Annotated in this window: 13 protein-coding genes; 4 read left to right on the top strand and 9 right to left on the bottom strand. The window is 71.1% G+C overall.

The genetic code is table 11. The annotated features are described in order from the left end of the window. The first annotated feature begins 14 nt into the window (after positions 1 to 14). The gene (locus tag MRBLMI1_RS09325; protein WP_367730473.1) at positions 15 to 926 is read left to right on the top strand and encodes a DMT family transporter; all 912 of its coding nucleotides are present in this window, start codon (positions 15 to 17) and stop codon (positions 924 to 926) included. 439 nt (positions 927 to 1,365) lie between these two features. On the opposite strand, the gene MRBLMI1_RS09320 is transcribed toward MRBLMI1_RS09325, so the two are convergent. The 3 genes from MRBLMI1_RS09320 to MRBLMI1_RS09310 form a co-directional block, all read right to left on the bottom strand. Then, entirely contained in the window at positions 1,366 to 1,926 is a 561-nt protein-coding gene (locus MRBLMI1_RS09320; protein WP_367730430.1) for a YceI family protein, read from the bottom strand. Between the two features lie 146 nt (positions 1,927 to 2,072). Then, positions 2,073 to 2,438: an FKBP-type peptidyl-prolyl cis-trans isomerase gene (locus MRBLMI1_RS09315; protein ID WP_367730428.1), complete on the bottom strand. Its 366-nt coding sequence runs from the start codon at positions 2,436 to 2,438 to the stop codon at positions 2,073 to 2,075. A gap of 167 nt (positions 2,439 to 2,605) precedes the next feature. Further along, a complete protein-coding gene (locus MRBLMI1_RS09310) occupies positions 2,606 to 3,766 on the bottom strand; it encodes a PrsW family intramembrane metalloprotease (protein ID WP_367730426.1) in 1,161 nt (386 codons plus the stop codon). 84 nt (positions 3,767 to 3,850) lie between these two features. Between MRBLMI1_RS09310 and MRBLMI1_RS09305 the strand changes: the two genes are divergently transcribed. Further along, on the top strand, positions 3,851 to 4,717 hold the full coding sequence (locus tag MRBLMI1_RS09305) for a fumarylacetoacetate hydrolase family protein (RefSeq protein WP_367730424.1): 867 nt from the start codon (positions 3,851 to 3,853) through the stop codon (positions 4,715 to 4,717). Between the two features lie 76 nt (positions 4,718 to 4,793). Here the strand turns inward: MRBLMI1_RS09305 and MRBLMI1_RS09300 are convergent, their stop codons facing one another. The 4 genes from MRBLMI1_RS09300 to MRBLMI1_RS09285 form a co-directional block, all read right to left on the bottom strand. Continuing rightward, complete coding sequence (locus tag MRBLMI1_RS09300; protein WP_367730422.1) at positions 4,794 to 6,260, bottom strand: aspartate ammonia-lyase; 1,467 nt, start codon at positions 6,258 to 6,260, stop codon at positions 4,794 to 4,796. A gap of 192 nt (positions 6,261 to 6,452) precedes the next feature. Then, positions 6,453 to 7,352, bottom strand: a complete 900-nt coding sequence (locus MRBLMI1_RS09295; RefSeq protein WP_367730420.1) for a phosphodiesterase — start codon at positions 7,350 to 7,352, stop codon at positions 6,453 to 6,455. A gap of 31 nt (positions 7,353 to 7,383) precedes the next feature. Then, complete coding sequence (locus MRBLMI1_RS09290) at positions 7,384 to 7,713, bottom strand: peptidase (protein ID WP_367730418.1); 330 nt, start codon at positions 7,711 to 7,713, stop codon at positions 7,384 to 7,386. Beyond that, the gene (locus tag MRBLMI1_RS09285; protein WP_367730416.1) at positions 7,710 to 8,939 is read right to left on the bottom strand and encodes an inorganic phosphate transporter; all 1,230 of its coding nucleotides are present in this window, start codon (positions 8,937 to 8,939) and stop codon (positions 7,710 to 7,712) included. The genes MRBLMI1_RS09290 and MRBLMI1_RS09285 overlap by 4 nt, the downstream gene beginning before the upstream one ends. A gap of 232 nt (positions 8,940 to 9,171) precedes the next feature. On the opposite strand from MRBLMI1_RS09285, the gene MRBLMI1_RS09280 reads away from it, so the two are divergent. Then, complete coding sequence (locus MRBLMI1_RS09280; RefSeq protein ID WP_367730414.1) at positions 9,172 to 11,286, top strand: S9 family peptidase; 2,115 nt, start codon at positions 9,172 to 9,174, stop codon at positions 11,284 to 11,286. Between the two features lie 380 nt (positions 11,287 to 11,666). Next, positions 11,667 to 12,560 carry a hypothetical protein gene (locus MRBLMI1_RS09275; protein ID WP_367730412.1) on the top strand — a complete coding sequence of 298 codons (894 nt, stop codon included), beginning with the start codon at positions 11,667 to 11,669 and terminating at the stop codon, positions 12,558 to 12,560. A gap of 250 nt (positions 12,561 to 12,810) precedes the next feature. On the opposite strand, the gene MRBLMI1_RS09270 is transcribed toward MRBLMI1_RS09275, so the two are convergent. Beyond that, positions 12,811 to 13,839 (bottom strand): 6-phosphofructokinase, encoded by a 1,029-nt coding sequence (locus MRBLMI1_RS09270; RefSeq protein ID WP_367730410.1) that lies wholly within the window; start codon positions 13,837 to 13,839, stop codon positions 12,811 to 12,813. A gap of 387 nt (positions 13,840 to 14,226) precedes the next feature. Continuing rightward, complete coding sequence (locus MRBLMI1_RS09265) at positions 14,227 to 16,389, bottom strand: DEAD/DEAH box helicase (RefSeq protein ID WP_367730408.1); 2,163 nt, start codon at positions 16,387 to 16,389, stop codon at positions 14,227 to 14,229. Positions 16,390 to 16,421: the final 32 nt, after the last annotated feature.

Here is a 16,421-nt window from a genome sequence, read left to right as displayed (position 1 = left end):
CTATCGTCGGGACCGTGGCATCCCCCTCGTCTCCGTCGTCCGCCTCCGTGGCCGTGCAGTTCGTCCTCACCGGCCTCGTGTGGGGGTCGAGCTTCCTTCTCATCGCGATCGCCTTGACCGGGCTCTCCCCCGCGCAGGTGGCGGGCGGACGGCTGCTGTTCGGGGCGCTCGCGCTGGGGGCGATCGTCCTTCTCAAGAGGGAGCGGATGCCGCGCGCTCCGCGCACCTGGGCGCACCTGTGCGTCCTCGCCGCGTCCTTCTGCGTCGTGCCCTACCTGCTGTTCGCCTGGGCGCAGCAGCATGTGCCGTCGGGCCTGGCGAGCATCTTCAATGCGACGACGCCCATCATGACGGCGATCCTGGCGTGGGCCGTGTTCCGCGTGGAGCGGCTGCGGCGCGGACAGCTCGCCGGGATCGGAGTCGGCATCGCCGGAGTGGTCGTCATCATCGCCCCGGGCACCGCCGCCGCGGTCGCCGAGAGCACGATCGCGCAGATCGCCCTCCTCGGGGCGACCGCCTGCTACGGCTTCAGCCTCGCGTACATGCGGCGCTTCCTCGGGGACAGCGGGCTGTCGGGCACCGTCTTCGCGTTCGGCTACATCGCCCCGGCGGCGGCGTTCATGCTGCTGCTGTCGCCGCTGATCCTGGCCGAGCCGATGGACCTCACCCCCGCCGTCGTGCTCAGCGTGATCGCGCTGGGCGTGCTGGGGACCGGCGTCGCCTACGTGTGGAACCAGAACACCCTGCGGGCATGGGGACCGACGCGCGCGTCGACCGTCACGTACATCACGCCGGTGGTGGGCGTCGCGCTGGGCATCGTCGTGCTCGGCGAGCGGCTGACCTGGAACGAGCCCGTCGGTGCGGTCATCGTCTTCGCCGGCATCCTGCTCGTCCAGGAGCGGCTGCGGTTCCGCGTCCCCGCCTGACGCGGCGCCGTCCGCGGCGGGAGGACATGTCGTCGAAGGGAGGACCCCTGACCGGCGGAAGCCCCTCCCTTCCCCGCATCTCCTCCCCCGCCCGACACCGGGCGCCGTCCGCGACGGGAGGAGATGTCGTGAAGGGAGGACCCCCGACCGGCGGAAGCCCCTCCCTTCCCCGCATCCCTCCCCCACCCGACACCGGGCGCCGTCGGCGGCGGGAGGACATGTCGCGAAGGGAGGACCCCCGACCGGCGAAAGCCCCTCCCCTCGCCGCATCACCTCCCCCGCCCGACACCGGCCGCCGTCCGCGGCGGGAGGACATGTCGCGAACGGAGGACCCCCGACCGGCGGAAGCCCCTCCCTTCCCCGCATCTCCTCCCCCACCCGACACCGGATACGACGAAGGTCCCGGATGCCATGGCATCCGGGACCTTCGAGATCAGGCTCAGGCCTGGTGGGCGAGCTGCAGGTCGAGCTCGATGGTGACGTCCTTGCCGACGAGCACGCCGCCGGTCTCGAGCGCGGCGTTCCAGGTGAGGTCGAAGTCCTCGCGGTTCACGACCGTCTTGGCGGTGGCGCCGGCCTTGTAGTTGCCCCACGGGTCGGTGCCGAAGCCGCCGAAGTCGAGCGAGAAGGTCGCGGGCTTGGTGATGCCGCGGATGGTCAGGTCGCCGTCGACGAGGAAGTCGCCGTCCTCGACGCGGACACCGGTCGAGCGGAAGTCCATGGTCGGGTAGGTCTCGACGTCGAAGAACTCGGCGGAACGCAGGTGCTGGTCGCGACCCTCGTCCTTGGTGTCGACCGAGGTGACGTCGACGGACGCCTCGACGGTGGCCTCGAGGGGGTTCTCGGGGGCGACGATCGTCGCGCTCTTCATGCCGAAGGTGCCGCGCACCTTCGAGATCATCATGTGGCGCACCGAGAAGGTGACCTCGCTGTGGGCCGGGTCGAGGACCCAGGTGCCGGCCTTGTAACCGGGGATGTCGAGGGTGGTGGTGTCGGTCATGTCACTCCTTGAGGTCTCGGGAGCCGTGTCGGCGTCCTGGGAGGATCAAACTCCCATTCACACGAATGTATTCCACGATCGAGGAAAACACGAACCCGAGGGGGTACGGATCCTCCTCGGGTTCGTGAACGTCAGATGACGACGGGTCAGCCGACCTTGAGCAGGTCGATGATGAAGATGAGGGTCTTGCCGCCGAGGAAGTGGCCGCCGGCGGGGCCGTAGGCCAGGTGCGGCGGGATGACGAGCTCGCGGCGCCCGCCGACCTTCATGCCCGGGATGCCGTCCTGCCAGCCCTGGATCAGGCCGCGCAGCGGGAACTGGATGCTCTCGCCGCGGCCCCACGAGGAGTCGAACTCCTCGCCGGACTCGTACTCGACACCGGCGTAGTGCACCTCGACGGTGTCGCCGGGCTTGGCCTCGTCGCCGTCGCCGACGATGATGTCGCGGACGACGAGGTCGGAGGGGGCGGGGCCGGTCGGAGCGTCGAACTCCGGCTTGGTGCGATCAGTCATGGGACCATCCAAGCACGCCCCGGCGAGGGCTCGAACCCCCCTGGACAAAGACTCAGCGCCCGGTGCCGCGGCGATGCCTGCGTGTCTCCCGGGCGCTGAGCTGGTCTTCTTCGATGGTGCTCCTGTCTCCGAGGAGTGTCAAGAGCCGGTCGGAGTGCGCCCGGGCCTCAGCGGGCGAGCAGCGTCGCCCGCGCGGCGCCGGTCCGCTCCAGCAGCCGGCGCTCCTCGGCGGGCGCCTGCGCATCCCGACCGGACAGCGAGCGCTGGCGCGCGGCCGCGAGAGCCGTGGCATCCACGATGAACTGCTTCATGGCCGCCGTCCGGTCCCCCGGCAGGGTGCGCGCCCACGCGAGCGCCGAGCGACGCCCCGCGCCGGTGGCGAGCATGTCGACCTCCTGCGGCGTGAACCACCCGGCCGCGGCGTACTCGCCCAGCCGTGCGCGGGTGAGTCGCGCCTCCTCTCGGCGGAGGACCAGGATGCCGAGGACGAAGAGCACGAAGAGCGGCACCTGCAGGGTGGCGTAGAGCTCGAAGAAGTCGAAGAGGACGGCGGAGCCGTTCCAGAGCCCGTGCAGCACGATGGCCCCGAGGAGGCCGACGAGGCCGTAGCGCAGCGCCGCGCCGGTGGAGAGCGACCGGCGCGCGGCGAGTCCGAAGGCGAAGCCGATGAGGCTCGTGAACATGACGTGCGCGAACGGCGACAGGATCGCGCGCAGGAAGAACGTCGTGCTCACCTGCACGGCGCCACCCTCGATGAAGCTGATCGCGAAGTACTGGATGTTCTCGGTGAAGGCGAAGCCGGCCCCGATGAGCGCGCCGTAGACGATGCCGTCCACGGGTCCGTCGAACGAGCGGCGCGCGGCGGCGTACAGCAGCAGGAGCCCGAGGCCCTTGCCGACCTCCTCGACGATGGGGGCCTGGATGACCGAGCTGACCGGAGCGCCGAGCCCGCCGACCGTCAGCTGCAGGACGAGGTCGACGCCGAGGGCGAAGGCGACGGATGCCACGGCGCCCCACAGGACGGCGAAGAGGAGGAGCCGACGCGGCTCGGGCTCCCATCGGTCGATCAGACGGACCGCGAACCACACGACGGCGAAGGGCACCGCCGCGAGCACGAGACCGACGATCGAGGCGGCCGGCCCGAGGAAGCGCAGGAAGTACACGACGAGCACCCCGAGCACCGGCAGCAGAAGCGCGGCGACGATCCAGAGCGCGAGACCGGACCGGCGGGGGCGCGGCGGGGCCGCCGAGGCCGGGGGGCGCGGCGCGTCCGAGATGCGGGCCGGTTCCCCCGCGCCGGGCTGCCACAGCGGGGAGGGGTAGCTCATGCGCTCAGCCTAGGGTCGTTCGACACCGGGGCTTCCGGGGCTTGCGCGCCCGGGGGCCCGGACCGTTCGCGATAGCGTGGAGGCATGCGTTTCGCCCACGTCCGTCCCCGGGAGGCGGCGAAAGCCCCTCGACTCGTCAGCGTCCACGGCGAGGAGCTCACCTTCGTCGACGAGCTCTTCGACGGCGCGCCGGCCACCCTCGAGGCCCTGATCGCCGGCGGCGACGAGCTGCTGGACCGGGTCCGGGATGCCGCGGCCACGAGCGAGCGGCATCCCCTGTCCGGCGTGGAGTTCGCCTCGGCTGTGCTCGCTCCCCCGTCGATCCTCGCGGTGGGGCTGAACTACGCCGCCCACTCCGGCGAGCTGGGGCTGAAGACCGACGCGGGCCCGACGGTGTTCGTGCTCTGGCCCAACTCGCTCACCGCCCACGGCGCGACGACATCGTGGCCGCGCTCGCTCAGCGAGGCGGTGGACTACGAGGCCGAGCTCGGCGTGATCATCGGGCGCCCCGGCCGCGACGTGTCCGAGGAGGACGCGCTGGAGCACGTGTGGGGCTACACCGTGGTCAACGACATCACGGCGCGCAACATCCAGTTCTCGGAGGCGCAGTGGTCCCGCTGCAAGTCCTTCGACGGGTTCACCCCCACCGGCCCCTTCGTGGTGACCGCGGACGAGATCCCGGACCCGCAGGACCTCCACATCTGGACCGTCGTCGACGGGCACACCGTGCAGGACGCCTCGACCGGTCAGATGGTCCGCTCGGTGCGGACCCTCATCGCACGGCTGTCCGAGTCGGCGACGCTGCTGCCCGGCACGCTCATCTCGACCGGCAGCCCCGGGGGCGCCGGCTACTCGCGCGACCCGCAGATCTTCCTGCGCGACCGCTCGACCGTCACGGTCGGCATCGACGGCATCGGCGAGCTCACGACGCACTGCCGCATCCTCGACTGAGGGCGGCGCGAGCCGGTCACCCGCACCGGCTCCGGCCGGAGCGGGGTGCCGACACCGCGGGCGGCGCCGATGCGCCTCAGTCCTCCTCGACGACGCTGTCGGCGGCGCGGACGATCGGGATCGCCTCGGTGATCGCCTGCAGGCCCGACAGCCGCATCGGCGACAGCTGCTTCGTCACCTCGTCGCGCGACATCAGTCCCGCCTCGACCACCAGGTCGGCGACGTTGCGGTGCGTCAGCAGCGCGGTCTTGGCGAGGGCCGCGGATGCCGCGTAGCCGATGAACGGCGTCAGGGCGGTCACGACGCCGACCGATGAGCCCACCATCGCGCCGAGCCGCTCGCGGTTGGCGGTGATGCCGTCGACGCAGTTGACCCGCAGGGTCCACATCGCCTGCCGCATCCAGGTGATGGACTGGAAGATCGAGTGCGCGATGACGGGCTCGAAGGCGTTCAGCTGCAGCTGGCCGCCCTCGACGGCCATCGTCACGGTGGTGTCCGCGCCGGCCACGGCGAAGGCGACCTGGTTCACCACCTCGGGGATGACGGGGTTCACCTTGCCCGGCATGATGCTGGAGCCGGCCTGACGCGGCGGCAGGTTGATCTCGCCGAGACCGGCCTGCGGGCCGCTGGAGAGCAGGCGGAGGTCGTTGCAGATCTTCGACAGCTTGATCGCGTTGCGCTTGAGCGTCGACGAGAACGACATGAAGGACCCGGTGTCGCTCGTGGACTCGACGAGGTCCGTCGCCGTCTCGAGGTCGAGCCCGGTGATCTCCCGCAGGTGGCGGAGCACCGCCTTGCTGTAGCCGGCGTGCGCGGTGATGCCCGTGCCGATGGCCGTCGCGCCCATGTTGATCTCGTAGAGGAGATAGGCGTTCTCGGTGAGGCGGTTGTAGTCCTCGCCGAGGGTCGTGGCGAACCCGTGGAACTCCTGTCCGAGGGTCATCGGCACGGCATCCTGAAGCTGGGTCCGGCCCACCTTGAGCACGTCGTGGAACTCGCCCGCCTTGTCGAGGAAGGACTGGCGCAGCAGGCGCAGCTCCTCGAGCAGGCTGACCAGGGTCAGCGAGAGCCCCACCTTGATCGCCGTCGGGTACACGTCGTTCGTGGACTGGCTGCGGTTGGTGTCGTCGATCGGCGAGAGGAACGCGTAGTCGCCCTTCTCCCGCCCGGCCATCTCGAGGGCGATGTTCGTGATGACCTCGTTGGCGTTCATGTTGGTCGAGGTGCCCGCCCCGCCCTGGATGACGCCGACGGTGAACTCGTCGTGGAACTCCCCGTCGATGACGCGCTGCGCGGCGCGGTCGATGAGGACGGCCTTGTCGTGGTCGAGCACGCCGATCTCCGCGTTGGCCCGAGCGGATGCCTGCTTCACCATGGCCAGCGCGCGCACGAGGTCGGGATAGACCGAGATCGGCCGCTTCGCGATCGGGAAGTTCTCCTGCGCCCGCGCGGTGTGGATCCCCCAGTACGCGTCGGCCGGGATCTCGAGGGATCCCAGGGAGTCGGTCTCGGTGCGGGTGCGCGTCATCGCGTCCAGTGCCATTCGGTGTCCTCGTGGGGTGTCGTCACGGCTGTCAGGGTCGTCCCGAGCCTAACGACAGCGGCATCCGGGGTCGCTGGCCGCTGCGGCCGGTCGCCCGATCGGCACCGTCCACGCCGTACATCCTCGGATGCCGTCGGGCGGGCACCAGGAGCGGCGGTGCGGAGCCGGACAGCGTCACCGCGCCGGGCCGCGTCAGCGCTTGCGCGAGAACGCCTCGAGCCGCTCCGCCGGCGACATCGCCGCCATGCGCGCGACCCACTCCGGCGAGAAGTAGTCCGACCCCTCCGCGTCGACGACCGGGACGACGGCGTGCGTCACCGTGTCCTCCCACACGTGCACGAGATGGAACGACCGTCCGGCATCCATCCCGTTCACCTCGTCCGCCGGGCGCGCGAGGTCCATCGTGTAGCAGGACGCGGCGGCGACGCTCACCGGGATGCCGGCGAACGTGCCCGACGTGGAGTAGTGCAGGTGCCCCGCCAGGATGCCGCGGACGTCGCTACCCGCGATGGCGGCCGCCAGCCCCGGCTGATCGCGGAGCTCCAGGATGTCGAAGAAGGGGATGTGCGTCGGAAGGGGCGGGTGGTGCAGCGCGAGGAGGGTCCCGAAGGGCGCCGGCTCGGCCAGGACGTCGCGCAGCCACGTGAGCTGGGACGCGTCCAGGTCCCCGTGGTGCCAGCCGGGAACCGTGGAGTCGAGCGCGATGAGTCGCAGCCCCCCGAGGTCCCAGACGCCGGTCACCGGCTCCTCGGTGGGCTCGGCGTCGAGCAGCCCCTGCCGCAGCGCGGGCCGCTCGTCGTGGTTGCCCGCGACCCAGACCACGGGAGCGCCCAGGCGCGCGGCCCACGGCTCCACGGCGTCGCGAAGCGCGCGGTAGGCCTCGGGCTCGCCGAGGTCGGTCAGATCGCCGGTGAAGACCACGGCATCCGGTCGCACCCCCGTCGCCTCGGCGGCGTCTAGCGTCCGCTGCAGGTGCCGCGCCGAGTCGTACCGGTCGCCGAGGAGACGGTCGCCGCCGAGCAGGTGCGTGTCGCTGAGGTGGAGGATCACGCGCGCGGCGGGCGCGTGCTGACCGAACTGCACGGATGCCATGGCCACAGCCTAGGCCGGGGGGTCCGAGGGGTCAGTGGTTGAACAGGATGAGCAGCAGCGCGCCGAGCACCGCCGCCGCGCACACGCCGAAGCACGCGAACGCCCCGATCAGCGACAGGCGCTTCTGCTCCTCGCTCAGCGGGTTCTTCGCCGCGGCCTTGGCCGCCGCCTTCGTCGCGCGGCGCTGTTGCTTGTCGGTGAGCACCGTGATGGCATCCGTGAACTCCGCCGGGGCGACGACGGGCGGGCGCCCGCCGCGGACCAGCAGCCGCAGCCCCAGCGCGTAGAACCCGACGACGACCACGGCGCCGACGAGCGCCGCGACGAAGACGTGCAGGAAGGCCTCCCAGTCGATGATCATGCGTCGCCCTCTCCCCCGCGTCCGGCCGCCTGGCGCTCGACGCGGCGCTGCCGCCACGTCGGTCCGGGCTTGCGCGGCACCTTGACCGCGGCGCCCGAGTCGGCCACCTCGCTCATCGCGTTGGCCGAGGTGACCTCGTCGCGCCGCGAGCGCAGGAAGAGGCCGAGGATCACGGCGACGGCGATGACGGCGTCGACGGCGACGCCCCAGCCGCCGAGCCAGACGACGATGAGCGCGGCGGCGGCACCGACCGCGCCCGCGGCGGGCAGGGTGAGAACCCAGCCGATCATGATGCGTCCGACGGTGTTCCAGCGGACGGTCGAGCCGCGGCGCCCGAGCCCCGAGCCGATGACGGAACCGGATGCCACCTGGGTCGTCGACAGCGCGAAGCCGAGGGCGCTCGAGGCGAGGATCGTCGCGGCGGTCGAGGTCTCGGCCGAGAATCCCTGCGCCGGCTTGACGTCGGTCAGACCCTTGCCGAGCGTGCGGATGATGCGCCACCCGCCCATGTACGTGCCGAGCGCGATGGTGATCGCGCAGGCGAAGATCACCCACAGCTGCGGGTCCGGGTTCGACGACGACTGCCAGCCGACCGTGATGAGCGCGAGGGTGATGACGCCCATCGTCTTCTGGGCGTCGTTCGTGCCGTGCGCGAGGGCCACGAGCGACGAGGTGAAGATCTGCCCCCACCGGAAGCCGTCGCGTCCGTCCGCCTTCATGTCGTAGCGACGCGTCACGCCGTAGGCGATCTTCGTCACCGTGAAGGCGATGATGCCGGCCGTCAGCGGGGCGATGAGCGCGGGGAGGATGACCTTGCTGAGCACGACGCCCGCGTCGATCGCCATCGCGCCGACGCCGACGAGCGTCGCCCCGATGAGACCGCCGAACAGGGCGTGCGAGGAGCTGGACGGCAGGCCCAGCAGCCACGTCAGCATGTTCCACGTGATCGCGCCGATGAGCCCGGCGAAGATGATCGACGGGAAGATGTCCGCCGAGATCTGGTCTTCGCGGATCATGCCGCCGGAGATGGTCTTGGCCACCTCCGTCGACAGGAACGCGCCCACGAGGTTCAGGCACGCCGCCAGCAGGACCGCGACCTTCGGCTTCAACGCGCCCGTGGCGATGGGCGTGGCCATCGCGTTCGCGGTGTCGTGGAATCCGTTGGTGAAATCGAAGAAGAGTGCCAGCGCGATGACCAGCACGATGACGAGGGCTGCGCTCTCCACCGTTCGCTTTCCGTGAGGGAGGGGGAAGGGATGCCGACGGGATCGGCGCGACGAACGAAGAGTTCACCTGACGTTCGACCCTCGTTCACCGACGGTCGCGCAGTCATCCTCGCACCGTGCCCCACCGCGGTCAAACCGGACGCGGGCGCGACACCGGACCGGCGGAGGACCGAGCCGGCGGCATCCGTGATCCGCACCGCCCCGGCGCGCGGCGGAGCGTTAGCGTGGAGGGGTGACCGACACCGACGCACGTCCCGTCCCGCCCGTCGCCGACCGCCGCCCCGTCGCGCGCACGCATCACGGGGACACCTTCCACGACCCGTACGAGTGGTTCCGGGCGAAGGACGACGCGGACGTCACGTCCCACCTCGAGGCCGAGAACGCGTACACGCGCGAGCGCACCGCCCACCTGGCGGGGCTGCGCGAGACGATCTTCACCGAGATCAAGGGCCGGACCCTCGAGACGGACCTGTCGGTGCCCACGCGCCGCGGAGACTGGTGGTACTACGGCCGGACCGTCGCGGGGGCGCAGTACGGGATCCAGTGCCGTGCGCCCTTGGCATCCCCCGAGGACTGGACGCCCCCGGAGCTCGTCCCCGACGAGCCCGTCCCCGGCGAGCAGGTCCTCCTCGACGCCAACGTCGAGGCCGAGGGCCAGGAGTTCTTCTCGCTCGGCAGCTACAACGTCAGCGACGACGGCACCCTGCTGCTCTACGGCGTGGACGTCGCCGGCGACGAGCGGTACACCCTGCGCGTGCGCGACCTGCGCACCGGCGAGAACCTCCCCGACGTCATCCCCGGCACGTTCTCGGGCGCGAGCTTCTCCCCCGACGCCCGTTTCATCGTCTACACGACCGTCGACGACGCCTGGCGCCCCGACACCGTCTGGCTGCACGAGCTCGGCACGCCCGTGACGGACGACACGAAGCTGTTCCACGAGCCGGACGAGCGCTACTGGGTCGGGGCCGGCTTCACCCGCAGCGACAAGTACCTCGTGATCGAGGTCGGCTCGTCCATCACGTCGGAGGAGCTCCTCGTGGATGCCGCCGACCTCCGGCAGCCGCCCCGTCCCGTGTGGCCGCGGCGCGAAGGCGTGGAGTACTCGGCCTCCCACGCCGTCGTGGACGGCGAGGACGTGCTCTACGTGCTGCACAACGACGGTGCGCTCGACTTCGAGCTGGTGAAGGTGTCCGCCGCGGATCCGCAGGGCGCCCGCGAGGTCGTCATCCCCCACCGCGGCGGCGAGCGCCTGCTGGGCGTCGACACGTTCCGCGACTGGGGGGTCGTCGGCTACCGCAGCGGAGGGCTCGAGCGCCTCGGTCTGCTGTCGTACGAGGACGGCTCCGTCTCCGAGATCACCTTCGACGAGCCGCTCTACACCGTCGGGGAGTCCTCGAACAGCGAGTGGGCGCCGCCGCTGCTGCGGCTCGGCTACGGCTCGTTCGTCACGCCCGGGACGGTGTTCGACTACGAGATCGCCACGGGCGAGCTGCTGCTGCGCAAGCGCCAGCCGGTGCTCGGCGGCTATGACCCGGAGGACTACGGCCAGGCCCGCGTCTGGGCGACCGCCGACGACGGCACGCAGGTGCCGGTGTCGCTCGTGTGGAAGCGCTCGTTCGGCGAGCCCGGCGACGCGCCGCGGCCCGTCCACCTCTACGGCTACGGCTCCTACGAGCACTCCATCGACCCGGGCTTCTCGGTCGCACGCCTGTCGATGCTGGACCGCGGCGTCGTCTTCGCGGTGGCCCACGTCCGCGGCGGCGGCGAGATGGGGCGCCAGTGGTACGAGGACGGCAAGATCCTCGCCAAGCGGAACAGCTTCACCGACTTCGTCGCCGTCGCGCGGCACCTCGTCACCGCGGGGTACACGACGCCGGACCGCCTCGTCGCCGAGGGCGGCAGCGCGGGCGGCCTGCTCATGGGCGCCGTCGCGAACCTCGCGCCGGAGCTGTTCGCGGGGGTGCTGGCGAGCGTGCCGTTCGTGGACGCCCTGACCACGATCCTTGACCCGTCGCTGCCCCTCACGGTCATCGAGTGGGACGAGTGGGGCGACCCGCTCCACGACGCCGAGGTGTACGCGTACATGAAGTCGTACACGCCGTACGAGAACGTCCGCTCCGACGCGGCCTACCCGCGGATCCTCGCCGTCACCTCGCTGAACGACACCCGCGTGATGTACGTCGAGCCGGCGAAGTGGGTCGCGCGCCTGCGCGAGGTCGGCGCGGACGCGCTGCTGAAGTGCGAGATGGTGGCCGGGCACGGCGGCGTCAGCGGCCGCTACAACTCCTGGCACGAGCGGGCGTTCGAGCTGGCCTGGCTGCTCGACGTGCTCGGCCTGGCGGACTAGCCCTCCCTCCCCTCTCCCGGCATGTCCCACTTTGTGCAGGTTTCAGCCTCCTGAGCCGCACAAAGTGGGACACGCCCCGCGGGCGTCCGCCCCACCACCGTCCCCTCTCCCGGCATGTCCCACTTTGTGCAGGATTCAGCCTCCTGAGTCGCACAAAGTGGGACACGCCCCGCGGGCGTCCGCCCCACCACGCCGCACCGGCGCCTCCCTCCCGGCATGTCCCAATTCGTGCAGGATTCAGCCTCCTGAGTCGCACAAAGTGGGACACGCCTCGCGGGTGTCTGCCCCATCTCTTCTCCCCGGCAGGCGGGACGGCGTCACCGTCCGCAATCGAGGGTTCCGCCCGCGGTCCGTCGTCTCCCGGCCGTCAGACTCGACCGATGTCCGATGTGCCGCAGATCTTCTCCGTTCGGGATGCCATGGCTCACGGCCGCTCACGTTTCGCGCTGCGCCATGTCGGACTGCGGTCCCCCCACAGCGGAATCCGTTCGTCCGCACCGCCGCCCGGGCGCAGGGACCTTCGAGCTCGAGCCGCCGAGTACGCACCCCGGCTCCGCAAGGGACAGTTCTTCAGCCACGAGACCGCGCTGGCTCTGCTCGGAGCGCCGGTCCCGCGACCTCCACATGTCGTGGGTCTGCACGTCTCGGCTCACCGCCCCCGACGCGAGCCGCGCGTTCCCGGCATCCACGGGCATCGGCTGCAGACCCGCGAGCCGACTCTGTGGCATACCCCGGAAGGCTGGCCGGTGGAAGATCCCGTGCGTGCATGGCGGCAAAGTGCGTCGCTGTGGGAGATCGATGACCTGGTCGCTGCGGCGGATTTCCTCCTGACGGAGATGCGCCCTGTCATCGATGCGGACGATCTCCGTGCAGAGATCGAGATGATGGGCGACACCCGTCGGCACGCACTTCGGCGCGCTCTCTCGCTGAGCCGTCACGGGCCTCGCTCGGCTTCCGAGACGCATCTGCGACTGCTGCTCGTTCGCAACGGTCTGCCCGAGCCGGAGATCTCCTGGATCCTGCGCGATGTCGCGGGGAGGTTCGTCGCCGAGCTCGACCTGGCGTATCCGCTTTGGAAGGTCGCCACCGAGTACGACGGACGCGTCCACGCGGAGGACCTGCGGCAGTTCGCACGCGACGCCGACCGGTGGGATGCCATCCGCGCATGCGGATGGGATCACGTGCGCATCCTGTCCCATCACATGCGGGGCGGGGGGCGGCGGGCCGTCCAGAAGGTCCGCGACGCCCTCCGGCGTGCGGGGTGGTCCGGCTGACCGTGTCCCACGATGTGCGAACTCCAGTGCCTCGCGCTGCACAAAGTGGGACACGGTAGCGACGGAAGCGCTGACCTCTCCTTCAGCCCAGCGAGCGTGTCCCACTTTGTGCAGATTCTGGCTCCCAGAACTGCACAAAGTGGGACATGCGCATGACGGAGGGACCGACCTGGGACGCGCCCGCGATCTGAGCGCCGACCTGCGACACGCCCCGCCCGCGCGAGGCGGACGGGGCGTGTCGAGGCGGGGGTCAGCCGAAGAGGGCGGCGGCCTCCTCGTAGCGGTATAGCGGCACGGTGTTCAGCTCGCCGAGGGCGTCGGCGAAGGGCACGCGCACGATGTCGGTGCCGCGCATCGCGACCATCTGGCCCCACGCCCCCTCGTGCAGGGCGTCGGCGGCGTGCAGTCCGAGACGCGTCGCCAGGACGCGGTCGAAGCCCGACGGCGAGCCACCGCGCTGGATGTGACCGAGCACGGTGGCGCGGGTCTCGATGCCGGTCAGCCGCTCGATCTCGGGCGCGAGCATCTCGCCGATGCCGCCGAGGCGGGGGCGGTTGAAGGCGTCGAGGCCCTTGTCGCTGAACGCCTCGTCCATGCCCGTGAGCTTGAAGCCCTCGGACACCACGACGAGGGGCGCGCGGCCGCGGTCGTGCGCGCGGGTGACCTGCTCGACGATCTCCTCGATCGACATGGGCACCTCGGGGATGCAGATGACGTGCGCGCCCGCGGCGATGCCGGCGTGCAGGGCGATCCAGCCGACGTGACGGCCCATGACCTCGGCGACCATGCAGCGCTGGTGCGAGTCGCCGGTGGTGCGCAGACGGTCCATGGCATCCGTCGCGATGTTGACGGCAGTGTCGAAGCCGAACGAGTAGTCGGTCGCGCGCAGGTCGTTGTCGATCGTCTTCGGGACGCCGAGGACGTTGATGCCGTCCTTGGACAGGCGGTCGGCCGCGGCCAGCGTGCCCTCGCCGCCGATGGCGAGGATGCCGTCGATGCGGTGGCCGTACATGGTCTTCGAGATGTTCTCTGCGCCGCCGCGGGTCCCCTCGTAGGGGTTCGTTCGGCTCGTGCCGAGGATCGTGCCGCCGACTTTGGACAGGCCCTTCACCTCGTGGCGGGTGAGCGGGAAGAAGTCGCCGTCCACGACGCCGCGCCAGCCGTCGCGGATGCCGACGAACTCGATGTCGTAGTTCGTGGTCCCCTTGAGCACGACACCGCGGATGACCGCGTTGAGCCCGGGGCAGTCGCCGCCGCTGGTAAGGATGCCGATCTTCATTGGCTGGATTCCTCGCTGTGGTTCGGGTGAGGGGGCGGCGCCGTTGCCGTCTATGACCCTATCGCCGCGGGCGAGTCCGGTGCGACACGGCGGGAAGGGGATGGATGCCACCGGCTCGCGTCCCCGGTCCTCTCCGGCCGCGGCCGTCCCGCGGAGTCCGCACCCGACACGCCGTCCGACCGAGCCGCCGCCCGGGCGCACCGCCGCTCGAGTCCGCAGGACGGCACAGGGCGGCCCGCCGCATGACGGCGCAGGGCGGCGCCACGCCGCCGCAGGACTGCCTCGGAGGCACGTCGCCGAACGACCCGCCCACAGAACGGTTCCCGGCCGCGACCGAACGACGAACGCCCCGGGGCGGTGACCCCGGGGCGTTCGATGCGGTGCGCGTCAGGCGGCGCCGAGCGCCTGGCGCAGCAGGTGCATGAGCGCGGACAGCTGCACCGAGTCGCTGGAACCGGGCTCGACCGCCTGGCCGTCGAGGGCACGCTGGGCGAGCCCCTCCTTGGAGTCGATGAGCTCCGCGATCTTCGTGTCGATCGTGTGCGCGGCGATGATGCGCCACGCGGTGACCGGCTCCTCCTGACCGATGCGGTGCACGCGGTCGATGGCCTGCGTCTGCTCGGCCGCCGTCCACGACAGCTCGGCGAGCACCACGTTCGAGGCGGCCTGCATGTTCAATCCCACGCCGGCGGCGGTGAGCGAGCACACCGCGATGCCGACGCCGGGGTCGGTGTTGAACGCGTCGATGGCGGCCTGGCGGGCGGTCGAGGTCTGCTCGCCGCGCACCGAGACCGCACGGAGACCGGATGCCTTGAAGTGGGCCTCGGCGGCATCCATGACGTCGATGTGCTTGGCGAAGAACACGACCTTGCCGACCGACCGCTGCAGCTGCACGGCGTAGTCCGCGGCGAGCTGCGCCTTGGCCTGACCGATGCGGCGGACCATCGTGAAGACGTTCTCGGACCCGGTGCCGGCGGCCTTGGACTCCTCGAGCTCGCCGTGCGCGACCAGGCGCACGATGTCGTCGTCCACCTCGCCGGGGGCCAGGCCCCGGTCGCCGCGCGCCTCGATGATGCGCCGGTACTTCGCGGCCAGACGCGCACCGAGCTCGCGCTCGGCCTGCCGGATGGACCGGCCGAACTCGTCGTCCAGCTCGACGGGGAGGTCGGCGACGAGCTTGTCGGGCAGGTCGGCGGCGACGTCCTTCTTCTTACGGCGGACGATGCCCATCGAGATGACGGCCTCGCGCGCCTCGGGGTAGAAGGCCTTGTCCGCGGGGGTCAGGCCGGTGGCATCCAGCTTCTCCATCAGCTCGGGGCCGGGCTTCTCGCCGTTCGTCCACCCGAGGAAGCGCCAGATCGCGTCGAAGTCCTCGACGTCGTTGATCAGCGGCGTCCCCGTGAGGGCGAGCATGAGCGGATCGCGGGTCTGCTGACGGACCCGGGATGCCAGGGCGAGCACGTTCTGCGAACGCTGCGACGTGAGGTTCTTGATGAAGTGTGCCTCGTCGACGACGACACCCTTGAGACCGATGGACGACAGCCAGGAGAGGTGCCGGTCGAGGATCTCGTAGTTGACGATGAACACGTCGGCGAACGCGTCGATGTCGGCTCCGCCGCCGGAGATGACGGTGGCCCGGCGGTGCGGCGTCCAGCGCTGCACCTCGCGCGCCCAGTTCATCTTCACGACGTTGGGTACCACGACGAGCAGCGGGTACGCGTCGGCGACGGATGCCGCGAGCACCGACTCGGCGGTCTTGCCGAGTCCCGGCTCGTCGGCCAGCAGGAACGAGCGGTGGCCCTGGCGGACGGCCTCGAGGAAGCGCGACTGGTGCGGCATGACCTCGAGCCCGCGCGGCGAGAGCCGGTCGAACTCGGGGACGGGAGGCAGCTCCATGCTGGCCGCCGACCCGCCGGCGCCGGTCTCGAACGCCTTGTACAGCGGCCCCATCAGCTCCCAGCCGTCGAGGCGACGACGCGGGGCGTCCCCGGTCGCGCGCGGCGTGAGGTCGGGCGGCAGGAAGGGGTTGGCCATCTGCCGCGCCTCGATCGACGGCGGCACGACCTGGCGCTCGGCCAGCGCGGCCGGCACGACGGTCGTCGCCGCGGCGGGCGCGGTGTCGGTGATGATGAGCTCGTCCGGCGGCAGCTCGGCCCCCGCCTCGAGGAGCCAGTCGCGGCGCATGCGCCGAGCCACCGGCGACGTGGCCTGGTCCACCTCGAGCAGCTGGATGAGCGAGGTGTCGCGCGCGGCGGTCTTGGCGAGGATCGTCGCGACGCCGTCGAGCCGCTTGAGCAGCTCGGCGCGCGCGGCGTCGGTGAGCTCGCCGTCCGCCTTGACGCGGGCGCGCTCCTCGCGGACGAGGAAGGCGATCACCTGGAACTTGACGCGGTTGGTCGGCCCGAGCTTTCCGCGCTGGGCCTTGGCTTCGACCTCGCGCACCTTGCGCGCGAGGATGGGGATGACGGGGGCCTCGTCGTCACGACGGGATGACGAGGACTTCCTGCGCCGCTGGGTCGAACCTCGAGCGGCGGTCGCCGTGGTCGGCATGCTCCTCCTGAGCGTGTCCTTGCGGACAGGGT

Source organism: Microbacterium sp. LMI1-1-1.1 (assembly GCF_040815675.1).
GTDB lineage: Bacteria > Actinomycetota > Actinomycetes > Actinomycetales > Microbacteriaceae > Microbacterium.
The sequence above is the reverse complement of the archived record's forward strand: the minus strand, read 5'-3'. Positions and strand labels throughout refer to the sequence as shown.